Source organism: Methanoculleus formosensis (genome assembly GCF_025384765.1).
In the GTDB taxonomy this organism is placed as follows: Archaea; Halobacteriota; Methanomicrobia; order Methanomicrobiales; family Methanoculleaceae; genus Methanoculleus; species Methanoculleus formosensis.
Map to the genome: position 1 here is coordinate 542,033 of NZ_VHLL01000002.1, position 22,294 is coordinate 564,326.

General features: G+C 62.6%; 24 protein-coding genes. 17 read left to right on the forward strand and 7 right to left on the reverse strand.

Annotated features, from left to right (window positions below):
* The first annotated feature begins 215 nt into the window (after window positions 1-215).
* Window positions 216-761, forward strand: coding sequence for a hypothetical protein (locus tag FKB36_RS06205; protein ID WP_261597172.1), 546 nt, complete (start codon window positions 216-218; stop codon window positions 759-761).
* A 339-nt stretch (window positions 762-1,100) separates the two neighbouring features.
* Here the strand turns inward: FKB36_RS06205 and FKB36_RS06210 are convergent, their stop codons facing one another.
* From FKB36_RS06210 to FKB36_RS06220, 3 genes are read right to left on the reverse strand one after another with little or no spacing between them, the layout of a single operon-like run.
* Entirely contained in the window at window positions 1,101-3,293 is a 2,193-nt protein-coding gene (locus FKB36_RS06210) for an elongation factor EF-2 (RefSeq protein WP_261597173.1), read from the reverse strand.
* A 24-nt stretch (window positions 3,294-3,317) separates the two neighbouring features.
* Entirely contained in the window at window positions 3,318-3,911 is a 594-nt protein-coding gene (locus tag FKB36_RS06215) for a 30S ribosomal protein S7 (protein ID WP_261597174.1), read from the reverse strand.
* Between the two features lie 7 nt (window positions 3,912-3,918).
* The gene (locus tag FKB36_RS06220; protein WP_261597175.1) at window positions 3,919-4,347 is read right to left on the reverse strand and encodes a 30S ribosomal protein S12; all 429 of its coding nucleotides are present in this window, start codon (window positions 4,345-4,347) and stop codon (window positions 3,919-3,921) included.
* Between the two features lie 173 nt (window positions 4,348-4,520).
* Here FKB36_RS06220 and FKB36_RS06225 point away from each other — a divergent pair, with 173 nt between their 5' ends.
* The 8 genes from FKB36_RS06225 (at window position 4,521) to sepS (ending at window position 12,202) form a co-directional block, all read left to right on the forward strand.
* Entirely contained in the window at window positions 4,521-4,934 is a 414-nt protein-coding gene (locus FKB36_RS06225; protein WP_261597176.1) for a 6-carboxytetrahydropterin synthase, read from the forward strand.
* On the forward strand, window positions 4,921-5,529 hold the full coding sequence (locus tag FKB36_RS06230; RefSeq protein ID WP_261597177.1) for a 7-carboxy-7-deazaguanine synthase QueE: 609 nt from the start codon (window positions 4,921-4,923) through the stop codon (window positions 5,527-5,529). Before FKB36_RS06225 ends, FKB36_RS06230 begins: the two co-directional genes overlap by 14 nt.
* Complete coding sequence (gene queC, locus FKB36_RS06235; RefSeq protein WP_261597178.1) at window positions 5,526-6,194, forward strand: 7-cyano-7-deazaguanine synthase QueC; 669 nt, start codon at window positions 5,526-5,528, stop codon at window positions 6,192-6,194. The genes FKB36_RS06230 and queC overlap by 4 nt, the downstream gene beginning before the upstream one ends.
* Before the next feature lie 2 nt (window positions 6,195-6,196).
* Window positions 6,197-6,691, forward strand: a complete 495-nt coding sequence (locus tag FKB36_RS06240) for an NUDIX hydrolase (RefSeq protein ID WP_261597179.1) — start codon at window positions 6,197-6,199, stop codon at window positions 6,689-6,691.
* 106 nt (window positions 6,692-6,797) lie between these two features.
* Complete coding sequence (gene prf1 / locus FKB36_RS06245; RefSeq protein WP_261597180.1) at window positions 6,798-8,069, forward strand: peptide chain release factor aRF-1; 1,272 nt, start codon at window positions 6,798-6,800, stop codon at window positions 8,067-8,069.
* Window positions 8,070-8,071: 2 nt separating this feature from the next.
* Window positions 8,072-9,736: an arginine--tRNA ligase gene (gene argS / locus FKB36_RS06250; RefSeq protein ID WP_261597238.1), complete on the forward strand. Its 1,665-nt coding sequence runs from the start codon at window positions 8,072-8,074 to the stop codon at window positions 9,734-9,736.
* Window positions 9,717-10,610 carry a 4-demethylwyosine synthase TYW1 gene (gene twy1, locus FKB36_RS06255; protein WP_261597181.1) on the forward strand — a complete coding sequence of 298 codons (894 nt, stop codon included), beginning with the start codon at window positions 9,717-9,719 and terminating at the stop codon, window positions 10,608-10,610. The genes argS and twy1 overlap by 20 nt, the downstream gene beginning before the upstream one ends.
* The gene (sepS, locus tag FKB36_RS06260; RefSeq protein ID WP_261597182.1) at window positions 10,607-12,202 is read left to right on the forward strand and encodes an O-phosphoserine--tRNA ligase; all 1,596 of its coding nucleotides are present in this window, start codon (window positions 10,607-10,609) and stop codon (window positions 12,200-12,202) included. Before twy1 ends, sepS begins: the two co-directional genes overlap by 4 nt.
* Here sepS and FKB36_RS06265 read toward each other — a convergent pair.
* The gene (locus tag FKB36_RS06265; RefSeq protein WP_261597183.1) at window positions 12,177-14,426 is read right to left on the reverse strand and encodes a bifunctional alpha,alpha-trehalose-phosphate synthase (UDP-forming)/trehalose-phosphatase; all 2,250 of its coding nucleotides are present in this window, start codon (window positions 14,424-14,426) and stop codon (window positions 12,177-12,179) included. The genes sepS and FKB36_RS06265 overlap by 26 nt on opposite strands.
* A gap of 348 nt (window positions 14,427-14,774) precedes the next feature.
* Window positions 14,775-14,909 (reverse strand): hypothetical protein, encoded by a 135-nt coding sequence (locus tag FKB36_RS06270; protein WP_261597184.1) that lies wholly within the window; start codon window positions 14,907-14,909, stop codon window positions 14,775-14,777.
* Window positions 14,910-14,999: 90 nt separating this feature from the next.
* Between FKB36_RS06270 and FKB36_RS06275 the strand changes: the two genes are divergently transcribed.
* Together FKB36_RS06275 and FKB36_RS06280 are read left to right on the forward strand one after the other, a co-directional pair.
* Window positions 15,000-15,386, forward strand: coding sequence for a hypothetical protein (locus FKB36_RS06275; RefSeq protein WP_261597186.1), 387 nt, complete (start codon window positions 15,000-15,002; stop codon window positions 15,384-15,386).
* Between the two features lie 13 nt (window positions 15,387-15,399).
* Window positions 15,400-15,606 (forward strand): helix-turn-helix transcriptional regulator, encoded by a 207-nt coding sequence (locus tag FKB36_RS06280; RefSeq protein WP_261597187.1) that lies wholly within the window; start codon window positions 15,400-15,402, stop codon window positions 15,604-15,606.
* A gap of 255 nt (window positions 15,607-15,861) precedes the next feature.
* On the opposite strand, the gene FKB36_RS06285 is transcribed toward FKB36_RS06280, so the two are convergent.
* Entirely contained in the window at window positions 15,862-16,872 is a 1,011-nt protein-coding gene (locus FKB36_RS06285; RefSeq protein WP_261597188.1) for a ribonuclease H-like domain-containing protein, read from the reverse strand.
* A gap of 162 nt (window positions 16,873-17,034) precedes the next feature.
* Between FKB36_RS06285 and FKB36_RS06290 the strand changes: the two genes are divergently transcribed.
* Complete coding sequence (locus FKB36_RS06290; protein WP_261597189.1) at window positions 17,035-18,153, forward strand: hypothetical protein; 1,119 nt, start codon at window positions 17,035-17,037, stop codon at window positions 18,151-18,153.
* 13 nt (window positions 18,154-18,166) lie between these two features.
* Here FKB36_RS06290 and FKB36_RS06295 read toward each other — a convergent pair whose 3' ends face one another.
* Window positions 18,167-18,322, reverse strand: coding sequence for a hypothetical protein (locus FKB36_RS06295; RefSeq protein WP_261597190.1), 156 nt, complete (start codon window positions 18,320-18,322; stop codon window positions 18,167-18,169).
* A gap of 220 nt (window positions 18,323-18,542) precedes the next feature.
* Between FKB36_RS06295 and FKB36_RS06300 the strand changes: the two genes are divergently transcribed.
* From FKB36_RS06300 to FKB36_RS06320, 5 genes are read left to right on the forward strand one after another with little or no spacing between them, the layout of a single operon-like run.
* Window positions 18,543-19,274, forward strand: coding sequence for an ABC transporter ATP-binding protein (locus FKB36_RS06300; RefSeq protein WP_261597191.1), 732 nt, complete (start codon window positions 18,543-18,545; stop codon window positions 19,272-19,274).
* Window positions 19,259-20,371, forward strand: a complete 1,113-nt coding sequence (locus FKB36_RS06305; protein WP_261597192.1) for a SufB/SufD family protein — start codon at window positions 19,259-19,261, stop codon at window positions 20,369-20,371. Before FKB36_RS06300 ends, FKB36_RS06305 begins: the two co-directional genes overlap by 16 nt.
* A gap of 16 nt (window positions 20,372-20,387) precedes the next feature.
* Complete coding sequence (locus tag FKB36_RS06310; protein WP_261597193.1) at window positions 20,388-21,053, forward strand: protein-L-isoaspartate(D-aspartate) O-methyltransferase; 666 nt, start codon at window positions 20,388-20,390, stop codon at window positions 21,051-21,053.
* Window positions 21,050-21,661: a cyclase family protein gene (locus FKB36_RS06315; protein ID WP_261597194.1), complete on the forward strand. Its 612-nt coding sequence runs from the start codon at window positions 21,050-21,052 to the stop codon at window positions 21,659-21,661. The genes FKB36_RS06310 and FKB36_RS06315 overlap by 4 nt, the downstream gene beginning before the upstream one ends.
* Entirely contained in the window at window positions 21,658-22,263 is a 606-nt protein-coding gene (locus FKB36_RS06320; RefSeq protein ID WP_261597195.1) for a hypothetical protein, read from the forward strand. The genes FKB36_RS06315 and FKB36_RS06320 overlap by 4 nt, the downstream gene beginning before the upstream one ends.
* Window positions 22,264-22,294: the final 31 nt, after the last annotated feature.

The window sequence follows — 22,294 nt, forward strand, 5'->3', positions numbered from 1 at the left end:
CCCGCTCCCGACAGAACCCACCGTATTCCGACCGTCGGCCTTCATGGCATCCCCACTCCGGGGTGCCTTCTCCCTACATCAATGATTCGGTCGGGGCGAGGAGAAGACGTGAAGCACATCAGGAATGGAGCAGAGATCCGGTAGAATCATCGGACAACACCATCTCCGGCAGCGTTTCAATATGCATATATACCGTAAAAAACGAGTCTGAATTTATGGCGTATGAGAAACCGACATCCCGACATCTCCTTGTAATCCTCCTAGTCCTCTCTCTCGCGCTCACCGTCCCGGCAGCCGCACAGGAGACCGGCACCCGGGTGGTGCAGCCCGGCGAGACGATCGAGGTGGGGGCCGAACCGATCGTCCTCGACCTTATCGGTCTTCGCAACGCGAGTTCGTTCAATGCGATCACGGAACTCCGGAAGTACCAGGGGGACAACCCTGCACGATCCGTCCAGCGGGTCATCGGCGTCCCGAAGGACAGTTACTTCAAGATCAACAGCCACACGTTCAAAGGGCATTACGGACGTTATTTCGCGTACAGTAAAGAAGACGGCGTGATTAACGACAGCAGCATCGTTTTCGTCCAGGCTCCGCCGCCCACGGTCACGGTAACACCCACAGAGACGTCGACGGTCACCGAGGCGCCGACGGCGACGGCGACGACCGCCACGGAACCGACCCGGGCGCCGCTCCCGGGACTGATCGCAGTCACCGCGATCGCTCTCGCCGGACTGCTCGGGATAGCACAGAAGCGGTAGGCGGATCCCCCGGCATCGTTTGAGGAGTCACCGCGGACGTCCCCGACCGGTGAAACAGGCCACCGGTCGGCCTCGCAACTTTTCTCCGGGGTGTCTCTCTGCAAGTCGGTATTATATACAACTATATACACTTCCCCGCCCGGGGAAGGATCACCTATGCGGGACCTCCAGCGACCGGAGTCTGGAACCCGTATCAAGCCTCTGGTGGAACGGTGACTCCGCTGTTCCACCGGGAATCCCATTAGCGGGCCGCGTGAAGACCAGAACGTCGGAGATCCGCAGGATGAAGCGCATCCGCTTGCCGGGAAAAAAGAAAAAGGGAGGGTATCGAGGAGGTGATTACGCCAGGTAGTCGTCCGGGCGCGGGATCTGTTCCTTCAAGCCCTTGCGCTTGCGGATATCCCGGACCACGTCGTTCACGATACCGGTCGGAACCAGTTCGAACCCGGCGAACTCCGTGCTCCACATCGCACGGCCTTCGGTCGCGGACCGGACGTCACCGGCAAACCCGAAGAGCTCGGCGACCGGCGCCCTGCCGACGATCGTCATCGTGTCGCCTTCGCTGAGCATATCGAAGACCTGACCGCGCCGACCCTGGATCTGCGAGGTCGCTGCACCCATCTGGTCGCTCGGGACGGTGATCTGGATCTTCTGGATCGGCTCGAGGAGCGAGTCGCCGGCCATCAACATGCCTGCCTTGACCGCACTCCGGACCGCCGGGATGATCTGGGCGGGGCCGCGGTGGATGGCGTCCTCGTGGAGTTTCACATCCACCAGCCGGATCTTCAGGTTCTGGACCAGTTCGTCAGCGAGTGGGCCGCCGCGGAGCGCTTCGCGCCAGCCGTCGAGGACCAGTTCCATCGTCTCGTTGAGGTACTGGATACCCTTCGTCATGTCGATGAACATGTTGCTGCCCTCGATCGCCTTGATGTTCTTGGCCTCGTCCTTGTCCATACCAGCCGCAGCGAGGGCATCACGCCGCTCGACAGCCTGCTGGCTCATCGAGATCTCGCCCTCCTGGATCAGTTTGACGATTGCCGGGTCCATCGGTTCGAGCTCGATATAGAACCGGTTGTGACGGTTCGGCGACTTCCCCTCGACCGGGCCCGCGGGGCCCGTGATCGTCTCACGGTAGACGACGATCGGCGGAGAGGTGAGGATGTCGACGCCCTTGTCGCGCTTGATACGCCCGGTGATGATCTCGAGATGGAGCTCGCCCATGCCGCTGATCAGGTGCTCGCCGGTCTCCTCGTTGATCGAGACCTGCACCGTCGGATCTTCCTTCGCCACCTGGCGGAGAACCTCGACGAGTTTCGGGAGATCCTTCATGCTCTTCGCTTCAACAGCGACGGTCATGACCGGCTCCGAGTAGTGCTTCAGCGACTCGAAGGGAGTCATCTCGATGAGCGACGTGACGGTCGAACCGACAATGGCATCTTTCAGGCCCGTCACCGCGGCGATGTTGCCGGCGGTCAGCCCGTCCACCTCGATCCGCTCGGCACCCATGAAGACGCCGACCTGGGCGAGACGGTTCGCGCGCTTCGCCGCACCCATGATGTAGCACTCGGTGCCCCGGCGGAGCGTCCCCGAGAAGAGACGGCCGGTGGCGACCTCGCCTGCGTGCGGGTCGAACGAGATATCGGTGACCATCATGCAGACAGGGCCGTTCGGGTCGCAGTTGATCATTGCCTTACCCTCGGGGGCGTCGTAGTCGCCGTGCCAGATGATGTGGATACGCCGGTCCTGAGCCTGGAGGGGGTTCGGGAGGTGCTTGACCACCATATCGAGGAGGACAGCGTGCAGCGGGCTGTTCTTTGAGAGCCACTTCATGTCGCCGGAGTTGCACTTCTCAAAGACATCCTTGAACGAGACGTTGCTCTTCTTCATGAAGGGGACGGAGACCGCCCAGTTGTAGAGCGCGGAACCGAAGGCGACCGTGCCCTTTGCGGCATCGAGCTTCCAGCCCTCGTTGTACATCTTCTCGTTCATGCCCTTGATCAACTTGTTGACCTTGTCGATCACCTTCGCGAGGCGGATCTGCATCTCCTGCTCGTCCACCTTCAGCTCGTTGACCAGCCGGTCGACTTTGTTGATGAAGAGAACCGGGCGGACACCCTCTTTCAGGGCCTGCCGGAGCACCGTCTCCGTCTGGGGCATGGTGCCTTCGACCGCGTCCACCACGACGACGGCGCCGTCCACCGCGCGCATGGCGCGGGTCACGTCACCACCGAAGTCCACGTGGCCGGGGGTATCGATCATGTTGATGAGATACTCTTCCCCACCATACTCGTGGACCATCGAGACGTTGCTCGCGTCGATGGTGATACCGCGTGCCTGTTCTTCCTCGTCGGAGTCCATGAAGAGCTGCCGGCCGGCGAGCTCCTCGCTGATCATGCCTGCGCCTGCAAGCAGGTTGTCTGAGAGTGTTGTCTTACCGTGATCGATGTGGGCAACGATGCCGATGTTGCGGATCCGCTCCGGCTTATCCATCAGCTCCGTCACCCGCTCTACCATCTTCTTTCGTCGGGTCATGTTTCACCAAAAAAATAAAGGGTATTAGCGGGCAGCCTTTGCAATCCGCTCTCTTTCTTCTTTCTTCGAGACGGCGTAGGAACGGGTGTCGCCGTTCGCGGCTGAGATCAGTTCTTCGGCAAGCGCTTCGCTCACGCTCTTCTTCTTCTTGTGGCTCGCCTGCAGGACACCAGCGGTGATGAACCGCAGAGCGACGTCGACACGCCTCTGGGGGGCAGTGTCGACCGACTTCGGGACGTTGATACCGCCGTACTTCAGCCGGACGGTCTCCTCGCGGGGCCCGGTGTTCGCGACTGCGTCCACCAGCACCTGAACCGGGTTCTTCTTGGTCTTCTTGTGGATGATCTCGAAGGCGTCCCGAACGATGCGGATGGCGAGTTCCTTCTTGCCGGTGTTCTTCTCGGTCTGCATCAGTTTGTTGATCAGCCGCTCGACGATCAGCATGTTGCTCTTGTTGAACTGCTGGCCGACGAGCTTGCCGCAGGAGTGCGGCACGATCATCGTGTGCAGGTTTACGTAACGAGCAAGGCTCGGATCCTGGATCTCTACCTCGCTCATATCCCAGCGGTTAAAGAGGAGTTGCTGTGCCCCTGCTCCCGCTTCTGCTGCCTCTACCATTACCTACTTACCTCCGCGGCTTTTCCTTGCGCCCGATGACCATCTCATGCAGGCTGACGTTGTTCACCTTGGTCACGACGAACCGGACACCGGGGATATCACCCATCGACCGGCCCAATCTGCCGCCGATGCCTTCAACCTCGACCTCGTCGTGCTCGTCGATGAAGTTGATGGCGCCGTCGCCGACGGCGAACGCGGTTACCTGACGGCCGTTCTTGATCAACTGCACGCGGACGCACTTTCTGATCGCAGAGTTCGGCTGCTTTGCCTCGACACCCACCTTCTCGAGAACGATCCCGCGGCCCTGCGGCGCTCCCTCAAGGGGGTCGGATTTCACATCGAGCCCGAGCTGGCGACGCACGTAGACGGTATCATGCCACCGGTTATTTTTCCCGTCGCGCTTCAGTTTTCGGGCTGCAAATTTACCATTTCCCATCGAATACCCTCGATTTAGTTGAATTTGTGGATAGGAGCAACTCCTGGTGTGCTATAAAACAACGCGCGTCGCGGATTTATATATTGTGGAACCCGCGTGCACGCCGATCTTTCGCCTTAGCTATTAGATCGGGAGCTGATATAATATTATATCCTGGCGGGCAACCTTCATTGATGACAACCCGGATATACAAAGAAGTTTTTTTCGAGGCAACCCATCGCCTGATTCACTATCAAGGGAAATGTTTCCGGCTGCACGGCCACCAGTGGCGGGTAGAGATCTGGATCGAGGGTACTGCCGATGAGCGCACCGGGATCGTCCTCGACTACAACTGCATCAAGGAGGTCGTCGGGCGGTTCGACCACCAGGTGATCCTGAACCGGGACGACCCCATGGCGGCCTGCATCGAGGAGTTCCACCCGGTCGTCACCACCTCCGGCGACCCGACGAGCGAGCTCCTTGCCGCCCTCGTCGCGGAGCTGATCGACACCGAGGCCGCGCGGCAGGGGCACGACGCCCGCGTCGCAAAGATACGGGTCTGGGAGTCGACGACCTGCTACGCAGAGCGCACCTATGATCGTCAGTGAGATCTTCCGGAGCCTCCAGGGGGAGGGGAAGAACCAGGGCCGGGCCTGCACGTTCATCCGGCTCGTCGGGTGCAACCTCAGGTGCGCCTGGTGCGACACCCCCTATGCCCGGGAGGGCGGAGAAGAGATGAGCGTCGGAGAGGTTCTCGACCGAGTCTGGCTGCTCCGTGGAACGCACATCTGCATCACCGGTGGGGAGCCGCTCCTGCAACGGGAAGAGGTCTTAAAACTCCTCGAGAAGTTCAGGCATCACGGGTATACCGTCGAGATCGAGACGAACGGCACCTGCGACTTCCGCGATATGCAGCCGTATGCCTCCATCTGCATGGACGTGAAATGCCCCTCCTCGGGCGAGAAGAGCGACCTCTCGCTCCTCCCCTACATCACCCCGCGCGACTGCGTCAAGTTCGTGGTGGCGGACGAGGACGACCTCCTCTACGCGCGGGCGGTGATGAGCCGGTGCGAGATCCGGGGCGAGGTCTTCATCTCGCCGGTGGAAGGGGTCGACTACCGCGCCGTCGCGGACTACATCGTCGAGGAGAACCTCCCGGCGAGGTTCCAGGTGCAACTCCACAAGATCCTGGGGATAAAATGAAGAGAGCGATCTGCCTCCTCTCGGGCGGGATGGACTCCACCACGCTCGCCTACGTCGCAAAGGATATGGGATACGATATCGTCGCGCTCCACTTCACCTACGGACAGCGGACTGAGGAGAAAGAGCGCGCGTGCGCCCGAACTATCGCTCGAAACCTGGAAGCGCTCGATTTCGTCGAGATCGGCCTCGAACACTTCAAAAAGATCGGGGCATCGAGCCTGACGGACGAGAGTATCCCGGTCGTCGAGTATGCCGGCGAGGAGGAGGACATCCCGAGCACCTACGTCCCCTTCCGGAACGCAAACCTCCTCGCCATCGCGACCAGCCTCGCGGAGGTCCGCCGCGCGGAGGCGATCTTCATCGGTGTCCAGACCGGAGACTACCCCGGCTATCCCGACTGCCGGCCGGAGTTTATCGAGGCGTTCCAGCGGGCGATCGACCTCGGCACCGCGGCCGACCCGCGGATCACCCTGATGACCCCCTTCGTCCGGATGTCGAAGGTCGATATCGTCAGGACGGGCCTCGGGCTCGGTGTCCCCTACGAAGAGACCTGGTCGTGCTACCAGAACAACGACCGGGCCTGCGGCGTCTGCTCCTCCTGCCACTACCGGCGGGAGGCGTTCCGCGAACTCGGGATGGAAGACCCGATAGACTACGAGGTGTGACGATGGAGATCTACCGCGGCAAGAGGCTCAGCATCGAGACGAGGGAGTTCACCCTCCCGAACGGCACGAAGAAGGAGCGGGTGATCGTCCGTCCCGGCGGCGCGGTCGCGATCCTCCCCCTCGAGGGGGACGACTGCTACCTCCTCCGGCAGTACCGGTTCGCCGTCGACGACTACATCTACGAGGCGCCGGCAGGCACCATCGACGAGGGCGAGGAGCCGCACGAGACCGCATACCGGGAACTGATCGAGGAGACCGGGATGAAGGCGGAGACCTTCGTCCCGAAAGGCTGGATCTACCCCTCTCCCGGCTACACCGACGAACGGATCTGGCTCTACCTCGCAGAGGGGCTCTCGCCGTGCTCGGACTACTCGATGGACGACGACGAGGTGATCGAGGTCGTCCGTATCCCCGTCGGGGACGTCAAGGCGATGATCGCGGACGGACGGATCGTCGATGCAAAGACTATCTGCCTGGTCTGCCGGTGCCTCGGGTGAGGGGCCGGGAGGGATCGGCGAATGTGCGCAGATTTATGCCGTCCCCGGAGAAACGCATAACAGCTTCGATATATGAACAACCTTTGGCTGGCCTGGTGAAACCCTCATGGAAGAGACGCAAGAGATGGATACCGCGCGAAAGCGCTACGAATTTAAAAAGATGCTTGAACGGCTTGCGGAGAAGGAGGGGAGCGGCACCGAGCTGATCACACTCTATATACCCCCGGACAAGCAGATATACGACGTGACCGCCCAGCTCCGTGACGAGTTCGGACAGTGTGCGAACATCAAGAGCAAACAGACCCGTACCAACGTCCAGAGTGCCATATCCTCCATCCTCTCCCGCCTGAAATACTACAAGCGCCCGCCGGAGCACGGCATGGCGGTCTTCTGCGGCACGATCAATATCGGCGGGGACCGCACCGACCTCGAGTGCGAGATCATCGAGCCGCCCGAGCCGCTCAATACCTACCTCTACCGGTGCAGTTCTTCGTTCGAACTCGAACCGCTGCAGCAGATGCTCGGGGAGAAGGAGGTCTACGGCCTGATCGTCCTCGACCGGCGGGAGGCCTACATCGGCTTCCTGCGGGGCAACCGGATCGAGCCGGTCCACGGGGTCACCTCGACGGTTCCCGGCAAGCAGCGGAAAGGAGGTCAGTCGAGCGTCCGGTTCCAGCGGTTGCGGCTGATCGCCATCAACGAGTTCTACAAGAAGATCGGCGACCGGGCGAGCGATATCTTCCTTGCCGAGAAGGACTTCTTCGTGCGGTTCAAGGGCGTGCTGATCGGCGGCCCGACCCCGACGAAGGAGGAGTTCGAGGCGGGCGAGTTCCTCCACCACGAGCTGCAGAAACGGATCATCGGGCTCTTCGATGTCTCCTACACGAACGAGTCGGGGCTCGCTGAACTCGTCGAGAACGCGTCGGATGCCTTGAAAGGCCTCGATATCATCAAGGAGAAGAACGTGATGAACCGGTTCCTCCAGGAACTGGTGAAGGACGATGGAGCGTCGTCCTACGGCGAGGAGAGCGTCAGGAAGAACCTGGAACTCGGCGCCGTCGACACCCTCCTCCTCTCCGACAAACTCCGGCGGGCCCGGCTGAAACTTGCCTGCCCGAACGATGACTACACCGAGGAGCAGACGGTCAGCCTCGAACCGGGCAAACACATCAAAGACCTCGACTTCGGCACCTGCCCGAAAGACGGCGCACCGCTCTACGTGGCCGAGGAGACCGATATCATCGACGAACTGACCGCGCTCGCCGACCAGAGCAGCACGACGGTCAAGATCATATCGGACGACTTCGAAGAAGGTTCGATGCTCTACAACGCATTCGGCGGGATCGCTGCAATCCTGCGTTACAGGACGGGATACTGATGATGTACCAGGAGAAGTATCGCCAGATCGAGCGCATGCTCCGGGCATGCACCGGCGAGGAGGATGTCCTCCTCACGACGGGGGGAGATCACGCCGATCTCGCCTCCACGATAGCGTTCAAACGTGCGAAGGTCGAGAAGCAGGCACCCCAGAAGATCGCCGCCGATATCGCGGAGAAACTCTCGGGGAACCCTGAACTCGGGGATATCCGGGTCGAGGCGACCGGGCCCTACGTCAACTTCAGGTTCGGCCCGTCACTCCTCGGAGAAGCGGTCAGGGAGGCGACTGAGCCGGGCTACGGGGCCCTCACGCGCCGTTCCGGCAGGGTGGTCCTCGAACACACGAGCGCGAACCCGAACGGGCCGCTCCATGTCGGTCACATAAGGAACACCGTCATCGGCGACACCCTCGCCCGTGCGTTCCGCAAGGCCGGGCACCCGCTCGAGGTGCAGTATTACTTAAACGACATGGGCCGCCAGATCGCCATCGTCTCCTGGGGGTTCGAGCACCTCGGTATCGACCGGGCGGAGGGCGAGAAGGAGGATCACTACATCGCCAGGGTCTACGTCGCGGCGAACCGGGCGATCGAGAAGGATCCCGCCATCACCGAAGAGATCGACCGCCTCATGCAGAAGGTGGAGCGTGGCGACGCACAGACCGTCAAAAAGTTCCGGACGGCCGTCTCCCTCTGCGCGGAGGGGATCCGAGCGACCCTCGCCGCCCTGAACGCCCACCACGACCGGTTCGTCTGGGAGAGCGACTTCGTCCGGATCGGCGACGTCGACCGGATATTCGAGCGTGTCCGGCGGATGCCGCAGGCCCACGAGGATGAGACACTCTGGGTCGACCTCACCGAGCAGGGGTTCGAGAAGAAGTACATCCTCCGGAGGAGCGACGGCACCTCGGTCTACAGCACCCGCGACCTCGCCTACCATACCTGGAAAGGGCGCAACTACGATCGGCTGATCGATGTCCTCGGCGCGGACCACAAACTGATCGGCGCCCAGCTCCGGGCCACCCTGGAACTCCTCGGCGAGAAGCCGCCCGAGATCGTCTTCTTCGAGTTCGTCTCCCTCCCCGAAGGCTCGATGAGCACCCGGGCAGGGAAGTTCGTCTCGGCGGACGCGCTGATCGAGGAGGTGACCGCAAAGGCGTTCGAAGAAGTGACCGTCCGCCGTCCGGAACTCCCCGAGGAGGAACGGTGCGCGATCGCGAAGTCGGTCGCCGTCGCCGCCGTCCGCTACGACATTGTGAAGGTCTCCCCCGAGAAGAGCACCGTCTTCAACTGGAAGGAGGCGCTGGACTTCGAGCGGCAGAGCGGCCCCTACATCCAGTACGCCCATGCCCGGGCCTGCAGCATCCTCGAGAAGGCCGGCGAGTTCGAGCGGGCCTACCACTACGAGACCGATCACGAGGTCGCCCTCGCCCGGCACCTCGCCCGGTTCCCGGCCGTCATCGAGCAGACCGTCGAGGAACTTCGGCCGCACCTCCTCGCCGCCTACGCCCGCGAACTCGCCGACCTCTTCAACGCCTTCTACCACTACGACCCGGTCCTGAAGAGCGAGGGCGAGACCCGGAGCAGCCGGCTCGCGCTCGTGGACGCGGTCAGGAACACCCTGCAGGAGTCGCTCGGGACGCTCGGGATCGATGCACTCAGAAGCATGTAAGGCTCTGCGGAGGCAGGGCTACCAGTTCGTCAGCCCGGCCTCCTCGGCGGCCGTAAAACCCTGCATGTGGAACAAGCGGGCGCTCAGGGGCGGGGAGATGTGCTACAAAGCGCAGTTCTACGGGATCGAGAGCCATCGCTGCGTCCAGATGACCCCGACGCTCAAGTGCAACCAGCAGTGCCTCTTCTGCTGGCGGTCGTTCGAGCACGAGGTCGTGGAGGAGAAGGAGTGCCCGCCGGACGTCATCATCGCAAACCTCCGCCGCCTCCAGAAGAGAGCGCTCTCGGGCTACAAGGTCTCGCCCTACGTCGCGCCGGAACGGTTCGCGGAGGCGCTCGCCCCCACGATGGTCGCGATCTCCCTCTCGGGGGAGCCGACCTGCTACTCGCGCCTCCCGGAACTCGTCGACGGCCTCAACGCCGAGGGCTACACGACCTTCCTCGTCTCGAACGGCACCCACCCGGACGTCCTCGCCCGGTGCCGGCCCTACCAGATCTACGTCTCTCTCGACGCTCCCGACCGCGAGACCTACCTCGCCCTTTGCCGGCCGAGGGAGGACTGCTGGGAGCGGGTGCAGGAGAGCCTCGCCGGGCTTGGAGGGCGCCGGTCGGCCGTCCGGACCACGGTGGTCCGCGGCTACAACGACTTCGCGCCCGAGGGATACGCCGCGCTCTACCAGGACTCCGGCGCCCGGTTTATCGAGGTAAAGGGTTATATGCATCTGGGGTACAGTAGAAACCGACTGAAGAGGGAGCAGATTCCCGAACACCGCGAAATACGGGCATTTTGCGAGAAGATCACAAAGCATTGCGATTATAGTATCAGGGACGAGAGCCCGGTGAGCCGGGTCGTCTGTCTGGAGCGAGACGTATGAGATTCGATGTGGAAGAGTTCAAGAAGAGGGCGAGAGAGGACTTCGAGCATGCCTGGCACGAAGGGCCGTCGGTGCTGACCCCGCCCGGGGTCTCCGGCCGGTACCCCCGGCTGAAATACACCCGGGCGAGGCCGCACCCGATCTTCGAGATCGTGCAGCGGCTCCGCGAAACCTACCTCGCGATGGGGTTTGACGAGGCGATCAACCCCCTGATCGTCGAAGAATCGGACATCTACCGGCAGTTCGGCCCCGAGGCCATGGCCGTCCTCGACCGGGTCTTCTATCTCGGCGGGCTGCCCCGGCCGAACGTCGGGATTGCCCGAAAGCAGATCGAGGAGATCGAGGCCATCCTCGGCCGTGCGGTCTCACCGGAGACGGAGGCGAAACTCCGCGAGACCCTCCACGGCTACAAGAAGGGGACGATCGACGGCGACGAACTGACGCACGAACTCGCGGCCGTCCTCGAGGCCGACGACGCCGCCGTGGTGCATATCCTGGACGCGGTCTTCCCCGAGTTCCGGGAACTGGCCCCCGAGTCGTCGCGCAACACCCTCCGCAGCCACATGACGAGCGGCTGGTTCCTGACGCTCTCCTCCCTATGGGAGAAGCGCCATCTCCCGATACGGCTCTTCTCGATCGATCGGTGTTTCCGGCGGGAGCAGGAAGAGGGGCCCACCCGCCTGATGACCTACCACTCGGCCTCCTGCATCGTTGCGGGGGAGGATGTCACCCTCGAAGAGGGAAAGGCCATCAGCGAAGCGCTCCTCTCGGCCTTCGGCTTTGAGGAGTTCCGGTTCCAGCCCGACGAGAAGCGGTCGAAGTATTACATGCCCGAGACCCAGACGGAGGTCTATGCCCGCCACCCGGTCCTCGGCTGGGTGGAGGTCGCCACCTTCGGGATCTACTCGCCCTCGGCGCTCGCGGAGTACGGGATCGGCGTGCCGGTGATGAACCTCGGCCTCGGGGTGGAACGGCTGGCGATGATCGCCTACCAGTCAAACGACGTCCGGCAGCTCACCTATCCGCAGTTCTTCCCTCAGGAGATCGGCGACCGCGAGATCGCCGGCGCCGTCCACCTCCGCGAAGAACCGAGATCCGTGGCCGGAAAGCAGATGGCGGAGGCGATCCGCGCTACGGCGGCCGAACACGCGGCCGCCCCCGGACCGTGCGCCTTCACCGCATGGAAGGGCGAGATCGCGGGGAGAACGGTCGAGGTGATCGTCGAGGAGCCCGAGTCGAACACGAAACTCTGCGGGCCGGCCTGTGCAAACGAGGTCTATGTTCACGACGGCTCGGTGCTCGGCGTCCCGGATATCGAGAAGTGGGCGAAGGTCCGACAGGAAGGCATCTCCACCGGGATAACCTACCTCGACGCGGTATCAAGCCTCGCCGCTGCCCGTATCGAGGAGGCGGCGCGGTGCGGCGAAGGGACGCATGTCCAGGTGAAGATGTCGAAACTCCCCTCCGACGTCAACCTGCGGATCGAGGAGTACGCGATGCGGCACATAACCGACCACAACAGAAAGGTGGACCTCCGGGGCCCGGTCTTCCTGACGGTCAGGTCGGTCATCCCGGAGCCATCGACTCAATAACGCCCTTCTCCTTCCCTTTTTTCCCGCCCCCGCACTCGTTCTCATGCTCGATACACTCCCTGAGCAGGGGCAGCACGTCTCGCTGGGAAACCAGGTTGAACCTGGCCCTGCTCGGGGCGAGCCCGACCTTGATCGAGTAGGCGTCCGGCGGCACCACCTCGAAGAGGTCTTCGTCCGTCCGGTCGTCTCCTATGGCGAGGATGAACTCCCAGGCACGCTCCGAAATCCAGTTCAGCGCCGTTCTTCCTTTGTTGACGACGTTGTTCTTGATCTCAATGACCTTGTTCCCATCCATGATCCCGAGGTTGAGGTTTGATGTCAGGTGCAGGAGATCGTCTTTGAGGTCTTTCGCCCGTTGCGCCCCGAGCAGCGGTTCGGTTCTCCGGTAATGCCAGACGAGGGAGTAATCCTTCTCCTCGATGAAGGCGCCGGGCGTGCGGTCCGTGTAGAGTTCGAGGAGGGGGTAGATCTCCTCTTTCCACTCGTCCAGGAGGGGTTCGGGCATCCGCCACTCCCCGGAGCGCTCTTTTATCCAGACACCGTGCTCGGCGATGATCCCGATATCCAGGTCCCCGAACCAGTCGTCCAGCGTGGACCGGTCCCTGCCACTGATCACTACCACCTCGTTTCCAGGCGTCCGGGAGAGGGACGTGAGCACCTCTCGTGTTGCATCGCCGGGAACCGCCTTCTGAGGATTTGCGGCGAACGGAACCAGGGTGCCGTCGTAGTCGAGGAGGAGGAGCCGGTCGGTCGCGGTGCTGTAAGCCGCGACCAGTTCGTCGCGGATGGCGGGGGTGACGATCTGTTCGGAGCGTTCGACCCGGACTGCCCGGGCGTCCCCGAGGCGCGTGAGGAAGTCACCGACCCAGCGCTCGATGTCGTAGCGCATCAACCGCTTCTGCATCGTCCGGTTCCGATCGATCTGCTCCTTCTCCGGCATGGCGAGCGCCGTCTCGATCGCCTCGATCATCGCGTCCTGATCGTTCGGGTTGACGATGATCGCTTCGCCGAGCTCCTCAGCTGCTCCGGCCATCTCGGAGAGGATGAGGACACCTTTGCCGTCGGTTCTCGTGGCGATGCACTCTTTCGCCATCAGGTTCATGCCGTCGCGGAGCGGTGTCACCAGGGCGACGTCGGCGGCGCTGTAGAACGCGACGAGCGTCTCGAACGGGAGGAAGTTGTAGTAGTAATGGACGGGAACCCAGTCGGTCGTTCCGTACTTTCCATTGATCCTCCCGACAAGTTCGTCGATCCGTTTCTTGAGCGCCTGGTAACTGTGGACGCCGGTCCGGGAGGGAACAGCGACGAGGACGAGGGAGACCTTCCCCTGGTAATCCGGTTTCTTCTCGAGGAGCGTATCGAAGGCCTCAAGCCGGAGCGGGATGCCCTTCGTGTAGTCCAGGCGGTCGAAGGAGAGGATGAGCTTGCGCTTCCCGTACTTATCACGGATCCCGGCTATCTCCTTCTGGACAGGGGCGCTCTCTGCAGCGTCGGCAAACCGGTGGTAGTCGATACCCATCGGAAAGAGGTCGGTCCGTACCATCCGCGTGCCGGTCCTGACCTCCCCGAAAGAGTGTTCATAGCCGAGGACACGGCGGACGCTGGAGAGGAAATGGCGGACGTAGCCGTAGGTATGGAACCCGATGAGATCTGCTCCGAGCAGGCCGGAGAGGATCTCTCTCCTCCAGGGCAGGTTGCGGAAGACCTCGAACGACGGGAAGGGGATGTGATGGAAGTAGCCGATCTCCGCATCGGGGAGCCGCTCTCGGAGCATCTGCGGGAGGAGCATCAGGTGATAGTCATGGACCCAGATAGTGTCGCCGGGCCGGGCCACCTCCATCACGGCATCGCAGAACTTCTCGTTCACCCGCTGGTAGACGGCCCACGTCTTCGGGTCGTACTCCACGAAGAGATTGAAGTAGTGGAGGAGCGGCCAGAGGGTGTTGTTGCAGAACCCGTCGTAGTAGTGCTTGATGTCGTATGGGGTGAGGAAGACCGGGTGGCACTGCTCTTTTCTGAGAGTCTCGATGATCCGGTTCTTCTCCTCGTCCTGCTGCTTCTGGACGTTCATGCCGGGCCAGCCGATCCAGAGGCTCTCGCAGGATTTGTAAAACGAGCCGACCCCGGTTGCGAGGCCGCCGACGCTCCGCTGCAGGCGAAGTTCGCCGTTCTCTCTGGAGATGTTGACCGGAAGCCTGTTTGAGATTATCAGTAGCCGTTTCATGGTTTGACCTTGTTCGTGCAAGGATGATCAGCACCCAAAGAATCTCAATCAAAATTAAGGTTTTGGAGAAATCTCGAAAAATTACGGAGATCAAAGATCAGGGGGCCAACCCTTCTGCCCTGCCTGCCCGGCACCGGGAGACTCTTCAGACCCCGCGCATGGGCAGATGGGCAGGTTCTGCCGGGGCATTTGCGGTAGCGGTTGGCGGGGGGGGAAGGTGGATTGGTGTGGAGGCAGTCAGACCAACCGGACTGCGGTTACCGCATGTCAGAGGCCGGAGGCCTTGTTCAAGGAGAACCATGCACAATGCGAAACGGTTAAGCAAACGAATCATTAAGTCATTCTTTATCACCGCAAGGCTGCTCCACCGAGGCTCGCCGGCCCTGCAAGGAGCGCGGGAATCGAGGATCTTCCGGTCAGGTTCACCGTGCGGACCTCCCCGCCGATGACGATCCTTAATTGAACAATAGATTCCTGACACACGCGGGCATCATCTCCCCGAGCACGGTCGCCTGCTACCGCAAACGTTATATTTTTCTAACACAATGTTAGATATACATAACAGGTGCAACGATGAAGCGACGATACGCAGTACAGATCGCGGCGGGAGCGGTTCTCGGCGCTGCAGGCATCCTCCTGCCGTTCCTCACGGACGGGACGGAGGCGATCTCCTCGCTTATGGTGACGATAGGCCTCGTGATCCTCGCGGTGGCCGTGGTTCGGCACTGGAGGTTCCGGGACGAGCCGGAGAAAGACGAACGGACGCAGAAGATCGGGGCATACGGTATCTCCTACTCCTGGCTCCTCACCATCGTCTTCCTCGCGGTCCTCTTCTGGGTGGACTACCTCGGCCTCTTCGCCCTCACCGTCGAGAGCGTGATGCTCTCCGCCATCCTGCTGATGGGGCTCTCCGCACGGCTCTTCCAGTGGTATCTCTTCCGGCAGGGGGACGTGGCGTGAAGGGGGACGGCGGGTGAAGACGCGGATCCGGGAACTCCGGGCGAAGACGGGGATCACCCAGGAGGAGCTGGCGCAGCAGGTCGGGGTCAGGAGGGAGACGATCGTCTTCCTCGAGAAGGGGAAGTACAATCCCTCCCTGAAACTCGCCTACAGGGTGGCCCGAACGCTCGGTTCCACCATCGAGGAGGTCTTCATCTTCGAGGAGGAGGAACTGGCATGAACAGGTCGGAGATCCACAAAAACAGACTCTAAAAAGATATTGGGGGCAATTCTTAATGTCGGAACCGCGAGTTAAAAACATTTCGCTCCAAATCCCCCGCCGGAAAACCCCCAATTGTTAAATATATCATTAAATGCGCGCCAGATCGAGCATCCAGATTTTTATTCACATGTGAACATACAATCCAGAAAGACACATATTCTCCGGGCCGGACGCGGCACGAAGGAACGATTCTTTCGATCTCCCGCGGATTCGTCACGATAGTTTCTGTACTCCGCCGTCCCCCCGGAGGACCGCGAAGAGACGGGCGAGCGAGACGATATCCTGCCGGTTATGCTCCACGACCGGGACAAGCGGGCCGGGGTTCCTGGTCCTGCGGTAGGTCTCGTAGAACTCCGGCACCATCCGGCTCGGGACGTCATCCTCCCGGGCGAGGCCGAGAACCCCCTCTTCAAGCGCACCGAGCCGGCAGGAGCCGAGCGAGTTCCTCCAGCGCCCGCGTGCGAAGTGGAGGACATCGAAGTGAGGGAGGGCAAGGTCTGCCCGGATGCCGTGGCGGGCGAGCCGGTCACGGATGTACGGGACGTCGAACGCCCGGCCGTTGAAGGTGACGAGGGCCGCCCCCTCCGCCTCCAGGTCGGGCAGGACGGCGGCGAGCGTCGCCGCCTCTTCCCCGACCGACCGCGAGAGGTACTGGCGGACGCTGATCGTCCCGCCGCTCACCCGGCCGAGGCCGATGAGGAAGACCGGTCGTGAGGAGAGCCCCAGCGTCTCGATATCGAGGAAGACAAACTCTTCGGGCGCGTGGAACCGGCTGGCCTCGAGGAGGAGTGGGTCGCTCCTTTTCCGCCGCCGCTCGATCTCCGCCGTGATATCGCGGGTATCCCCTCCCGCCACCGAGTCGAGGAGCCGTGCGGCGTCCCGGCGGTAGCGGGGATCCCCCATCAGATCGGTGATCGTCCGGCATCCCCGCTCCGCGAGGCGGCGGCGGGTCGCCTCCCCGATCCCGCGAACCAGGGTGAGGTCGCCAAGGAGGGCTGCTGCCGCCCGATCGGGGTCCCGGGCATCGAGAGAGAGGGGACTCCGGAACTCGACGACGTAGCACGTCCCGGAAGGGCAGGCCACCTCGCGGCCGAAGAAGACGTCCTCGAGCGTACGGTCGCGGTATCCGGCGAGAAGGTCGTCCCGGAGCCTCCGTGCCTCCTCATCCGCGAAGCGGCAGATGAAGGGCGACCGGGCAGACCGCCAGTTCTGATCGAATCCCATATTCCCGGCCAGAGTTGGACTCTCCCGACCTTCAACCTACCCGCCGCGCAGCGAAAGTGAACGCGCTGCATAAATACTCCCGGGGCGGACCACGGAAGGTAAGAAGACCGGAGCGGTCCCGATCGACTCGCCCGGAGACCTATCTGACGATACCTGATAACCATGTGGCGACGAATCCTCCCCGCACTCGCTCTCGCCGCCGCGATCCTCGCGGCCGGGTGCCCGGACAGCCTCCCGGCGCTTGGAGAGCCCCGGGGAGAAGTGGTCCCGCCGGCGATCGTGCCGGTCGGGGAAGCGGCCCCGATAGAGGCGTCGGTCCACACCTTCCCCTTCGGGGACGGCGAGGAGACGATCCGGACTGAGCCCGACCCGGGGATCTACGCCGGCGCAAAGGCGGCCGACCGGCAGCTCTACCTCTACGAAGACCTCGCGAGAGAGGAGTGGATCCCGATCTACTACCTCGCGTTCGTGAACGACTCCTACCAGGAGCCGTTCTATACCGACCTGCTCGCGGCGCTCCGTGAGATCCGGGACAGGGAAGAACTCGACGACGACCGTTACCTCGAACTGATCGCCGCGTTCGTCCAGTCGATCCCGTATGAGACCGATGCCTCGACGACAGAACCAAAGTTCCCGATCGTGACCTACGTCGACGCCGCGGGCGACTGCGATGACAAAAGCCTCCTCCTTGCCGGGCTCCTCGCGCGGGAAGGCTACGGGGTAGCGCTCTTCTACTTCGAGGAGGAGAAGCACATGGCCGTGGGGGCGAAGAGCGCCGGATGCTGCTACCGCAACACCTCTTACGCCTACATCGAGACCACGAACAGGAGCTATGTGGGTATCCCACCGGCGGCGCTCGCGGATGGGACGGTTCTCTCCTCCGATCCGCTCGTAATACCGGTCGGGGACGCGGATCGGTTCTACGGGGCGTGCGGCGAGGTCGAGATGATCGAACGTGCCCTCACCGCATCCCGCAGCCGGGTCGGAGAACTCGAAGAGGAACTCGCGGCGCTCACCCGTGAACTTGAAGATGGCCGGGAGGCTCTCGCGGCCCTCGACGCGGAGATGGCAGGACTCCTCCAGTCGGGGAGGACTCGCGAATACAACCGGCTCGTCCCGGAATACAATCGGATGGCCGGCGGCTACAACAGTGCAGTAGATGCCCACAACGCCATGCTCGGTGAGGCAAAGGCCGCCGTGGACATCCACAACCACCTCGCCGGCAACGCCCACGACCGGCCCGGGTCGTACCTGTTAGCCCGCGAGTATCTCGCGGGGTGACCGGAAAGAGGGCTTACGCGAGGCTCTCTATCCGGAGTGGGGTGCGGTTTGCCGGGCCGCCGGCGGCGGTATACACCTCTTTACGCATCTGGCTGCTCCGAACAACGGTCGGGTACCGGGCGGCCCGCTCGGCGATGCAGGCAAACGTGGTGAATGTGGAATTCTCCATATATGAAACGGAGCGAGGGTGCTACTTAACCGTAGGCCGCGTGCGGGGTGAAAGTGAACCGCCGGGGCTCCATAACCCGGCCCCGTTCCGGATGAAATCCCGGCCGTACCGAAAAACCCGCAAAATCTCCGCGTTCGAGCCTTCCTGCAGCCGAAACAGCAACTGTCCTGTTGGCAAGTGTTAATGTATCCCCTGACAAATACATGAAACGGAGTGCTGTATGCTGGATATCAGTGATTTGCACGTGGAAGTGGATGGCATCGAGAAGCTCCACGATATCAACCTCCACATCGGGCAGGGGGAGACCCATATCCTGATGGGGCCGAACGGTTCGGGGAAGAGCACGCTGCTCAAAGCCGTCATGGGGTTCGGAGGATACAAGATCACGTCCGGGTCGATCGTCTTTAAAGGAAAAGAGATCATCGGGATGCCGATCCACGAACGCGCTCATCTCGGGATCGGCATGATGTTCCAGCACCCGCCCACGATATCGGGGCTGAAACTCGGAAAACTCCTCGCCGCCACGTCTCACCTCGGTAGCGACGCGATCGAGGCGCTCGCGCAGTCGGTCAACATGGAGAAGTTTCTTACCCGGGACACCAACGTGGGGTTCTCCGGCGGTGAGATCAAGCGCAGCGAAGTCCTGCAGCTGAAGGTCCAGCAGCCCGACTTCCTCATGCTTGACGAGCCGGAGAGCGGCGTCGACCTTGAGAACATGAACCTGATGGGAAAGGAGATCGCAGGCCTGCTCGAAAAAGACGTTCATATCGTCAACCGCCGCAAAAGCGGCCTGATCATAACCCACACCGGCTACATCCTCGATTACCTCGAGGCCGACCAGGGGCATGTGCTCATCGACGGCCGGATCCGGTGCCACGGGAACCCCCGCGAGATCCTGCGTGCGGTCAAAGATAAAGGATACGGAGAGTGTCTGCGTTGCCAACAGATGTAGGCGATATCGAACAGATATCGGAGAAGGACCGGGAACGCCTCGCCCTGACCGGCCTCGAGGTCGGGATGCAGAACCGGTGCGGGAGCTTCTTCCAGATCGACCAGGACGTGATCCAGACCACCTGCGGGGCGGAAGGGGTCGAGATGCTCCCCATCAAGGCCGCTCTCGAGAAGTACGACTGGGTCAAAGACTACTACTGGAACGCCGTCTCGAAGGATAAAGACAAATACACGCAGTACCTGGCGAAGCAGGAGAACCCGCAGGGCCTCGTCGTCATCGCACGCGAAGGGGTGAAGGTCGAGATGCCCCTTCAGGCCTGCCTATTCCTCCGCGACGAGCCGGTGCAGCACGTTCACAACATCTTCATCGCGCAGGAGGGTTCAGAGATCAACATCATCTCCGGCTGCGCGAGTTCCTGGCAGAAGGAGCACGGGGCGCATATCGGGGTGACTGAGATCTACGTCGGCAAAGGCGCGAAGGTCACGTCCACGATGATCCACAACTGGAACCCCGGAATCAGCGTCTTCCCGCGGAGCGCCACCGTCGTCGAAGAGGATGGAACCTTCCTCTCGAACTACGTCTGCATGCAGCCGGTCAGGCAGATCAACATGTACCCGACCGCCCGCCTGATCGGGAAGAACGCCGTCGCCCGGTTCTCGAGCATCGTCGTCGCGACTCCGGGTTCGACCCTCGATCTCGGCTCCCGCACCATCCTCGCCGCCGAGAACACGAGCACCGAACTCGTCACCCGTGCCATCACCACCGGCGGCACCATCATCTCCCGCGGCCACATCCTCGGCGAGAAGGACAACACCCGGGGCCATATCGAGTGCAAGGGCCTGATATTGAAAGACGGCATCATCCACGCCATCCCCGAGATCGAAGGAACCCTGACCGGCACCGAACTCTCCCACGAGGCCGCCGTCGGAAAGATCGCCCGCAACGAGATCGAGTACCTCATGGCCCGGGGTCTCTCCGAAGAGGAGGCCACCGCAACCATTATACGTGGGTTTTTGGATGTAAAGATCAGCGGTCTGCCTGCGGTCCTGCAGACACAGATCGACGCCGCGATCGACAAAGCGGAATCTGGATTCTGATCCGGGAGACGGGAGGATGGAGGCCGATCCCTACAGACGGGAACGCGAGGAGATGGTGGAGTTCCAGATCCGGGCGAGAGGGGTCAGGGACGAGCGGGTGCTCGCCGCGATGGAGAAGATCCCCCGTCACCTCTTCGTACCGGAGAACTGGGAGCGTGCCGCCTACGAAGATCGCCCGCTCCCCATAGGCGAGGGGCAGACCATCTCCCAGCCCTACATCGTCGCCGTCATGACTGAACAACTGGAGATCCGCTCCCACGAACGCGTCCTCGAGATCGGAACCGGCAGCGGCTACCAGGCAGCACTCCTCGCGGAACTCGCCGGAGAGGTCGTCTCTGTCGAACGCCTCCCGGAGATCGCCGACCGGGCGCGGGAGAACTTCGCCCGGGCGGGGGTCACCGGTGTCCGGGTCGTCGTCGGTGACGGCACGCAGGGCTATCCGCCGGAGGCGCCCTACGACGCTATCATCGTCACCGCGGCATCCCCCACAGTCCCGGAGCCCCTGATCGAGCAGCTCGCGGAAGGCGGACGGCTGATCGCCCCCGTCGGCCCGCGAGAGTGCCAGGACCTCGTCAAACTCGTCAAACGCGAAGGCAGGGTGGAGACGATCCCGCTCGGCGGCGTCTGCTTCGTGCCGCTGATCGGGCAGTTCGGGTGGCGGGGAGAGGTGTCCCCACGATGATCTACGACATCACCCGGGACCTCTCCGAGGACTGCGTCCTCTACCCGGGCGACGTCCGGCCCCGGTTCCACGAGATCGACAACGGGCAGTACCGCGTGACCGAGATGACCATCGGGAGCCATTCCGGAACGCACATCGACGCCCCGTCGCACTACATCGAAGGGGGGCCAACGGTCGACGAGATCCCGCTCGCGGTGCTGGTAGGGCCCGCGCGGGTGCTCGACTGCACCGACGCGGAGGAGGTGATCGAGCCCGGCCATCTCGCCGGCCGTCTCGACGGCGCGAGGACGGTCCTCGTAAAGACCCGGTTCTCCGGGCAGCGGGAGTTCGACCCCGGGTACCCGGCGCTCTCGCTCGAAGCGGCGGGGATGATCGCCGATGCCGGGATCGCCTGCCTCGGGATCGATACCCCGTCGGTAGAGTCGTTTCACGGCGACGGGGCCGTCCACCGCCGGCTGCTCGGGAGCGGAACGGTCATCCTCGAGCTGCTCGACCTCTCGGCCGTGCCGGAAGGAGATTATTCTATGACAGCGCTCCCCCTGCGACTCAAAGGCACCGACGGGTCGCCCGTGCGGGTAATATTATTGGATACGGAGGAAGAACCATGAGTTTCTGGAACAGTGCAGTCGAGAAACTGGAGACGATCCTCGCGGACAGCGGATGCGAGGACGGCATCGTGACGCTCAGTGTGAACCACGACGCAGACGTCTGCCAGTACCCTAAAGGCGTCGCCATGGAGGGATGCTTTGGTGGGCGGATCGGGCAGTTCATCACGAGCGAACCGGTCCGGGCGAACACCCGGATCTCCTTTATGTTCGGTGCGCCGCTCGGCAACCAGAAGCAGCGAGGCGCGGCGGGCGCGATCATCAACACCGTCTCGGCGTTTCTCTGCCTGACACGGAGGCTCCGGCCCTGCACCCCCAACTCCTACGCCCCCTGTCTCGCGGAACTCTCCCGCGAGGTCGCCGGGAAACGGCTCTACCTTGTCGGCCCGATGCCGGTGCTCGAGCGGGCGCTTGCGCGGCAGCTCGTTGATACGCCGGACGCGGCCGATATCATCCTGGTCGCCGGGGACGGCATGACGAGCGATTCGGGGGTCGCCTGCATCGACGAGTACCGGGAGAAGAAACGGATGATATTCCTCGGACCCTCGGCCGCCGGGGCCAGCGGCCTCCTCAGCCTCGAACACTGGTGCCCCTACGGACGATGAATACCTTTTTTTAGGAAAGAAAGGATTATAC

Bases quoted from the DNA above. Each gene is read 5' to 3' on its own strand.
- FKB36_RS06205 (WP_261597172.1), top strand. From the start codon at position 216: ATGGCGTATGAGAAACCGACATCCCGACATCTCCTTGTAATCCTCCTA.
- FKB36_RS06210 (WP_261597173.1), bottom strand. From the start codon at position 3,293: ATGACCCGACGAAAGAAGATGGTAGAGCGGGTGACGGAGCTGATGGAT.
- FKB36_RS06215 (WP_261597174.1), bottom strand. From the start codon at position 3,911: ATGGTAGAGGCAGCAGAAGCGGGAGCAGGGGCACAGCAACTCCTCTTT.
- FKB36_RS06220 (WP_261597175.1), bottom strand. From the start codon at position 4,347: ATGGGAAATGGTAAATTTGCAGCCCGAAAACTGAAGCGCGACGGGAAA.
- FKB36_RS06225 (WP_261597176.1), top strand. From the start codon at position 4,521: ATGACAACCCGGATATACAAAGAAGTTTTTTTCGAGGCAACCCATCGC.
- FKB36_RS06230 (WP_261597177.1), top strand. From the start codon at position 4,921: ATGATCGTCAGTGAGATCTTCCGGAGCCTCCAGGGGGAGGGGAAGAAC.
- queC (WP_261597178.1), top strand. From the start codon at position 5,526: ATGAAGAGAGCGATCTGCCTCCTCTCGGGCGGGATGGACTCCACCACG.
- FKB36_RS06240 (WP_261597179.1), top strand. From the start codon at position 6,197: ATGGAGATCTACCGCGGCAAGAGGCTCAGCATCGAGACGAGGGAGTTC.
- prf1 (WP_261597180.1), top strand. From the start codon at position 6,798: ATGGAAGAGACGCAAGAGATGGATACCGCGCGAAAGCGCTACGAATTT.
- argS (WP_261597238.1), top strand. From the start codon at position 8,072: ATGTACCAGGAGAAGTATCGCCAGATCGAGCGCATGCTCCGGGCATGC.
- twy1 (WP_261597181.1), top strand. From the start codon at position 9,717: ATGCACTCAGAAGCATGTAAGGCTCTGCGGAGGCAGGGCTACCAGTTC.
- sepS (WP_261597182.1), top strand. From the start codon at position 10,607: ATGAGATTCGATGTGGAAGAGTTCAAGAAGAGGGCGAGAGAGGACTTC.
- FKB36_RS06265 (WP_261597183.1), bottom strand. From the start codon at position 14,426: ATGAAACGGCTACTGATAATCTCAAACAGGCTTCCGGTCAACATCTCC.
- FKB36_RS06275 (WP_261597186.1), top strand. From the start codon at position 15,000: ATGAAGCGACGATACGCAGTACAGATCGCGGCGGGAGCGGTTCTCGGC.
- FKB36_RS06285 (WP_261597188.1), bottom strand. From the start codon at position 16,872: ATGGGATTCGATCAGAACTGGCGGTCTGCCCGGTCGCCCTTCATCTGC.
- FKB36_RS06290 (WP_261597189.1), top strand. From the start codon at position 17,035: ATGTGGCGACGAATCCTCCCCGCACTCGCTCTCGCCGCCGCGATCCTC.
- FKB36_RS06295 (WP_261597190.1), bottom strand. From the start codon at position 18,322: ATGGAGAATTCCACATTCACCACGTTTGCCTGCATCGCCGAGCGGGCC.
- FKB36_RS06300 (WP_261597191.1), top strand. From the start codon at position 18,543: ATGCTGGATATCAGTGATTTGCACGTGGAAGTGGATGGCATCGAGAAG.
- FKB36_RS06310 (WP_261597193.1), top strand. From the start codon at position 20,388: ATGGAGGCCGATCCCTACAGACGGGAACGCGAGGAGATGGTGGAGTTC.
- FKB36_RS06315 (WP_261597194.1), top strand. From the start codon at position 21,050: ATGATCTACGACATCACCCGGGACCTCTCCGAGGACTGCGTCCTCTAC.
- FKB36_RS06320 (WP_261597195.1), top strand. From the start codon at position 21,658: ATGAGTTTCTGGAACAGTGCAGTCGAGAAACTGGAGACGATCCTCGCG.